Source organism: Trinickia sp., from assembly GCF_051961175.1.
In the GTDB taxonomy this organism is placed as follows: Bacteria; Pseudomonadota; Gammaproteobacteria; order Burkholderiales; family Burkholderiaceae; genus Trinickia.
Genome location: NZ_JBQCDN010000297.1, coordinates 1 through 5,530 on the forward strand (window position 1 = coordinate 1; position 5,530 = coordinate 5,530).

Here is a 5,530-nt window from a genome sequence, read left to right on the forward strand (position 1 = left end):
GGCCCGTCGTCCTGCAATTCGACCGCGGTGTGCGCACACCGCGTTCTGCGCCGCAGAAATGGACAGCGGCGCGGCGCTTCATGGTTTGCACGGCGTTGGCATCGGGCGCGTTCGCGCTTGTCACGTACACCTGGCGCGTGCTCGATGCCGGTAGCCGCGCGACGGACGCTGCAGCCGTCGAGGTGTTGGAACTGCGATTGCGCGAGAGCCGCACAAAGGTGGCGAGTTTGCCGCAGTTGCGCGACACGGTGCGCGCGCAGCCCGCGCCTGGGCGGATGGCAACGCGCCCGGCGAGCGGCGACTGGCATGCCGTCGCCGATCTCGCTTCGCGTGCCGGGGTGACATTGCATGCGCTCTCGCCTGCGTCGGCGGCTACGGGCGCGCGAGGACGTAACGAGAAGGCAGCGCGCAACACGCTGCGCATCGACGGCAGGGGCGATTTTGCGGGGCTGCACGCATTCCTGGACGGACTATCGACGTTGCCGATGCTCGTCGTGCCCGAAGCGCTGGAGGTCAAGCCGGAAAACGGGGCGCTCGCGCTCAGTGCAACGCTCGACGTCTTCGATCTCTCGCCCGCGCGGGCGGCATCGGTGGCTGAGGCACGGGCCTTCACGGCGGGCGTCGCGGCCGCCGATGCGGCCGTTGCGCAGGCGGCCGGGCGCATGGCGGATCCGTTCGAGGACGGCGCGGCCGGGGCCGACGCGGGCGCATCGGTCGGCCGGCTGGTCGGCGTCGTGCGGGACGGCCGGAGCGCGTTGGCGCTGTTCGAACCGGCAAGCGGGCTGCGAATTGTCACGGCCGTGCAGGGCCAAGCGTTGGGGCAGGAGCGGGTGGTTGCGATCGATGCGGCGGGTGTCACCCTCGCGAGCGCGGGAGCGACTCGCCGGGTGATGTTCGCGGAGGGCGAGCGATGAGCGGTGCCGTCAAACGTTCCGGCTTGCGGGCGATCGGCCGGCTCGCCGCGATGGCTTGCGCCGTTGTCGCGTGGTCCCATGCCGTGGCGGATAGCGCGCCTTTACCGCCGCTGCCGCCCGCGATGCTCTCCAGTGGTTCCTCCGAGCTTGCGCGCGCGCCTTGGCCGAACGTGGGCGAGCCGCCGCTGGACCCCGATTGGGTGCCGGGTGACGTGAACGAATGGAGCGACGCAGAGGACTCGGGCGACACCAGCGCGGGGCGGAACGCTGTCGGGCCGGCATCGGAAGGCGGGCGAGGCGCCGGTGCCGATTCCCCCGGCGAGCGGGGCCTGCGCGTGGACAATCCGCCCGATTCGGCCGCGGGGCTCGAAGGGCCACCGGTACCGCTTGCGCCAGTCCAGCGATTGAGTACGCGAGCCAGGCTTAGCGGGACCGCCATAGAAGTCGATGACGACAAGCCGCTCACGCTGCGTTTCAAGCAGGCGGAGCTCGCCGATATCCTCGACGCCTTTTCGCGTTTCACCGGGCTGAACATTATCGCCAGCGAACGGGTGCGCGGACGCGTTTCCTTGAGCCTGACCGACGTGCCGTGGCGCATCGCGTTCGATACGCTGCTCGACGCCCAGGGCCTGGCGATGTCCCGGCGGGGCAACGTCATTTGGGTGGCCCCGCAGGCGGAGCTTGCGGCGCGCGAACGGCAACGGTTCGAGACGCATGCCCGCGCGGCGGATCTTGAACCGCTCGTGAGCCGAACCTTCGCGCTCAGCTACCCGCGTGCCGATGAGCTGGCGCGGCTGCTGACGGCGCCGGGCGCCCAGCGGGTGCTCTCCAAGCGCGGCGCAGCAATGGCGGACGTGCGCACGAATCTGCTGTTCGTGACGGACTTGAAGGCGCGTCTGGAACACGTTGCCGAGCTCGTCGATACGATCGACAGGCCGAATCGCCAGGTGCTGATCGAAGCGCGTATCGTCGAGGGCGAGCGCGGTTTTTCCAGGGAGCTGGGTGCGCGGTTGTCGATGCGCTCGGCGGCCGGCGAAGCCGCTGATCCGGGCTCGATGGCAACCGGGATCGTCGGCGGTGCGCAAGGCCGGCTGCATGATCTGTCAGCCCAGGCGCTTGCGGGCTTCGAAGCCGCCACGGCCGGGCTGACGCTATTCGCGGCGGGCGCGACGCGCCTCGTGACGGCCGAACTTTCGGCGCTTGAGGCGCAAGGGCGCGGGCAGATCGTGTCGAGTCCGCGCGTGGTCACCGCGGATCGGACCAAAGCGCTCGTGGAGCAAGGGACGGAACTGCCTTATCAGGCCAAGGTGCGCAACGGCGTGTCCGGTGTGCAGTTTCGCCGGGCAAGCCTGAAGCTGGAGGTCGAGCCCCGCATCACGCCGCGCGGGCGCGTCATTCTCGACCTCGATATCGCGAAAGACAGTGTCGGCAAGCAGACGGCCGGTGGCCCGGCGATCGACACGAAACATGTGCGCACGCGGGTGGAGGTGGAGGACGGCGGCACCGTGTCGATCGGCGGCATTTACGAAAGCCAGGATCGTGACGATGTGACGCGGGTGCCGCTGTTGGGCAAAATACCCCTGATCGGCGCGCTTTTTCGCCACCGGGCGGTGCGCGAACAGCGCAGCGAACTCGTCGTTTTCATCACGCCGCGGATCGTCCCGGTGGATTGAGCGGCGTGCCGGACAGGGCGGCGCGCACGGGCGGCCGTACTCGACAAGGCGGCGCCTTTGCCAGTAAGCTGCGCCACGAACCATAGCCGAATTGAACAGAGGATACCTTGCAAGAGCGGGGCGCCAACACCAACATTTTTTTCGTGGGGCTGATGGGGGCGGGTAAGACCACCGTGGGCCGCGCCGTGGCGCGCCGGCTCGGCCGCCCGTTCTTCGATAGCGACCACGAAATCGAGGCGCGCACGGGCGCCCGGATCCCCGTCATCTTCGAACTCGAAGGTGAGGCCGGGTTTCGCGAACGCGAGGCGCAGGTCATCGCCGAACTCGCCGCGCGCGACGCAATCGTGCTCGCGACGGGTGGTGGGGCGGTATTGCGTCCGGAAAATCGCGCGGCGCTGCATGACCGCGGTCTCGTCATTTATCTTCGAGCCAATCCACACGATCTTTGGCTGCGCACACGCAAGGACAAGAATCGTCCGCTGCTGCAAACCGAAGATCCGAAGGCCAAGCTCGAAGCGCTGTACAGCGAGCGCGATCCGCTTTATCGCGAATGCGCGCATTTCATCGTCGAAACCGGGCGGCCATCCGTCAATGGGCTCGTGAACATGGTGCTCATGCAGCTCGAGCTGGCCGGCATTACCAAACAGACACAGTCATGATTACCGTCAACGTCGATCTCGGCGAACGCTCCTACCCGATCCGCATCGGCGCCGATCTGATCGGCCGCACCGATCTGTTCGCCCCGCACATCGCGGGCACATCGATCACGATCGTCACGAACGAAACCGTCGAGCCGCTTTACGGGCAAGCGCTGCGCACCGCGTTGGCGCCGCTCGGCAAGCAGGTGTCGACCGTCGTGTTGCCCGACGGCGAGGTGTTCAAGAACTGGGAAACGCTGAACAGCATCTTCGATGCGCTGCTGGGCGCTCACGCCGATCGCAAAACCACGCTCATCGCGTTAGGCGGAGGAGTCATCGGCGACATGACGGGATTCGCGGCCGCATGCTATATGCGCGGCGTGCCGTTCATCCAAGTGCCCACGACGCTGCTCTCGCAAGTGGATTCTTCCGTGGGCGGCAAGACCGGCATCAATCATCCGCTCGGCAAGAACATGATCGGCGCGTTCTACCAGCCGCAGGCGGTCATTGCCGATATCGGCTCGCTGCGGACATTGCCCTAACGCGAGCTCGCGGCCGGCTTAGCGGAAATCATCAAGACGGCCGCGATTGCCGATGGCGCGTTCTTCGAATGGCTGGAGCAAAACATCGAAGCGCTGAACCGCCGCGATCCGGCCGCGCTCGTGCATGCCGTGCAGCGCTCGTGCGAGGTGAAGGCGTCGGTCGTGGCGGCCGACGAACGCGAGGGCGGCCTGCGCGCCATCCTGAACTTCGGGCATACGTTCGGTCATGCGATCGAAGCGGGGCTCGGGTACGGAGAATGGCTGCACGGGGAAGCGGTCGGATGCGGCATGGTGATGGCGGCCGATTTGTCGGTACGGCTGGGTCATCTGGACGAGGCGGTCCGTCAGCGGCTCGTCTCGGTCATCAGGGCAGCGAAGCTGCCCACGCGGGCGCCCGCACTTGGCGATTCCCGCTATATCGAGCTGATGAAGGTCGACAAGAAAACCGAGGCGGGCACGATCAAGTTCATCTTGCTCAAAAAGCTCGGCGAAACGCTGATCACCGATGTTCCGGAGCCGGCATTGCGGGCCACGCTCGCCGCGTCTCTTTAAGCCAAACGCCACCGGCACACGGCACGGCGGCCATGCGGGAGGGAAACGATGAGCGAAAGGGCTGACCGGGCGCAGGCGCCGAACGCAGCGGCGTGCGCGGAACCGCATGCCGCAACCGCCGGGCCGCCGACAGTCGCCATGCTGGAGGCGCATCTCGCACCCTACGCCGCGCATTCCACGCTATCGCGCGGCCGGCGCTTTCCCGAAGCGCCGCCGTCGGCGCGTACCGAATTTCAACGCGATCGCGACCGCATCGTTCATTCCACCGCGTTTCGGCGTCTCGAATACAAGACGCAGGTTTTCGTCAATCACGAAGGCGATCTGTTCCGCACGCGTCTCACGCATAGCTTGGAGGTGGCACAGATCGCCCGGTCGGTCGCGCGCAATCTGCGCGTGAACGAAGATCTCGTCGAAGCCATTTCGCTTGCTCACGATCTGGGGCATACGCCGTTCGGCCATGCCGGCCAGGATGCGCTGAACGAATGCATGCGCGAGCACGGCGGCTTCGAACACAACTTGCAAAGCCTTGCGGTGGTGGACGAACTCGAAGAGCACTACGGTGGCTTCGATGGGCTGAATCTGTGCTTCGAGACACGTGAAGGTATTCTGAAGCACTGCTCGCGCGAGAACGCGCTCAAGCTCGGGGACCTCGGCGAGCGCTTCTTATCCGGCAAGCGCCCGTCGCTCGAAGCGCAAATCGCGAACATTGCCGACGAAATCGCCTATAACAACCACGATGTCGACGACGGCCTGCGCTCGGGCTTCCTCACGGTCGAGCAACTGGCGCAAGTCGAGCTGTGGCAGACCCACTACGAGCAGGTGAAGCGCGAGTACGTCCAGCTCGACGGCCGTCGGATGATCCACGAGACGGTCCGCCGGATGATCAACACGCTGATCGTCGATCTGATCGAGACAACCGGAAAAAACCTCGCCGCGCGCGCGCCGGAATCGCTCGACGCGGTGCGCCTGGCTCCCCCGCTGGTCGCCCATAGCGCCCGCGTGGCGGCGCAAGCGGCCGAGTTGAAGCGCTTTTTGTTCAAGAACCTCTACCGGCATTACCGTGTCATGCGTATGACAAGCAAGGCGCAGCGTGTCATCCGGGGATTGTTCGACGCATTCAGGGAAGATCCGCGGCTCCTGCCGCCCGCTTACCTCGCCGAAGACGCCGCCGCGCAACCGCGCCTCATCGCGCATTACATCGCCGGCATGAC

6 protein-coding genes are annotated in these 5,530 nt (G+C 66.4%); all 6 read left to right on the forward strand.

The features are described 5' to 3' along the window. Positions 1 to 914 (forward strand): hypothetical protein (locus ACTHL0_RS18045; RefSeq protein ID WP_440568191.1); only part of this gene is annotated, 914 nt, incomplete at its 5' end. Next, positions 911 to 2,587: a type IV pilus secretin PilQ gene (locus tag ACTHL0_RS18050; RefSeq protein WP_440568192.1), complete on the forward strand. Its 1,677-nt coding sequence runs from the start codon at positions 911 to 913 to the stop codon at positions 2,585 to 2,587. The genes ACTHL0_RS18045 and ACTHL0_RS18050, both read left to right, overlap by 4 nt. A 152-nt stretch (positions 2,588 to 2,739) precedes the next feature. Then, a complete protein-coding gene (locus ACTHL0_RS18055) occupies positions 2,740 to 3,246 on the forward strand; it encodes a shikimate kinase (protein WP_440568194.1) in 507 nt (168 codons plus the stop codon). Positions 3,247 to 3,350: 104 nt separating this feature from the next. Beyond that, positions 3,351 to 3,767, forward strand: coding sequence for a 3-dehydroquinate synthase family protein (locus tag ACTHL0_RS18060; protein WP_440568196.1), 417 nt, complete (start codon positions 3,351 to 3,353; stop codon positions 3,765 to 3,767). A gap of 72 nt (positions 3,768 to 3,839) precedes the next feature. Further along, positions 3,840 to 4,319 (forward strand): 3-dehydroquinate synthase family protein, encoded by a 480-nt coding sequence (locus ACTHL0_RS18065; protein ID WP_440568197.1) that lies wholly within the window; start codon positions 3,840 to 3,842, stop codon positions 4,317 to 4,319. Between the two features lie 48 nt (positions 4,320 to 4,367). Continuing rightward, the coding region (locus ACTHL0_RS18070) for a deoxyguanosinetriphosphate triphosphohydrolase (protein WP_440568193.1) at positions 4,368 to 5,530 on the forward strand (1,163 nt) is incomplete at its 3' end.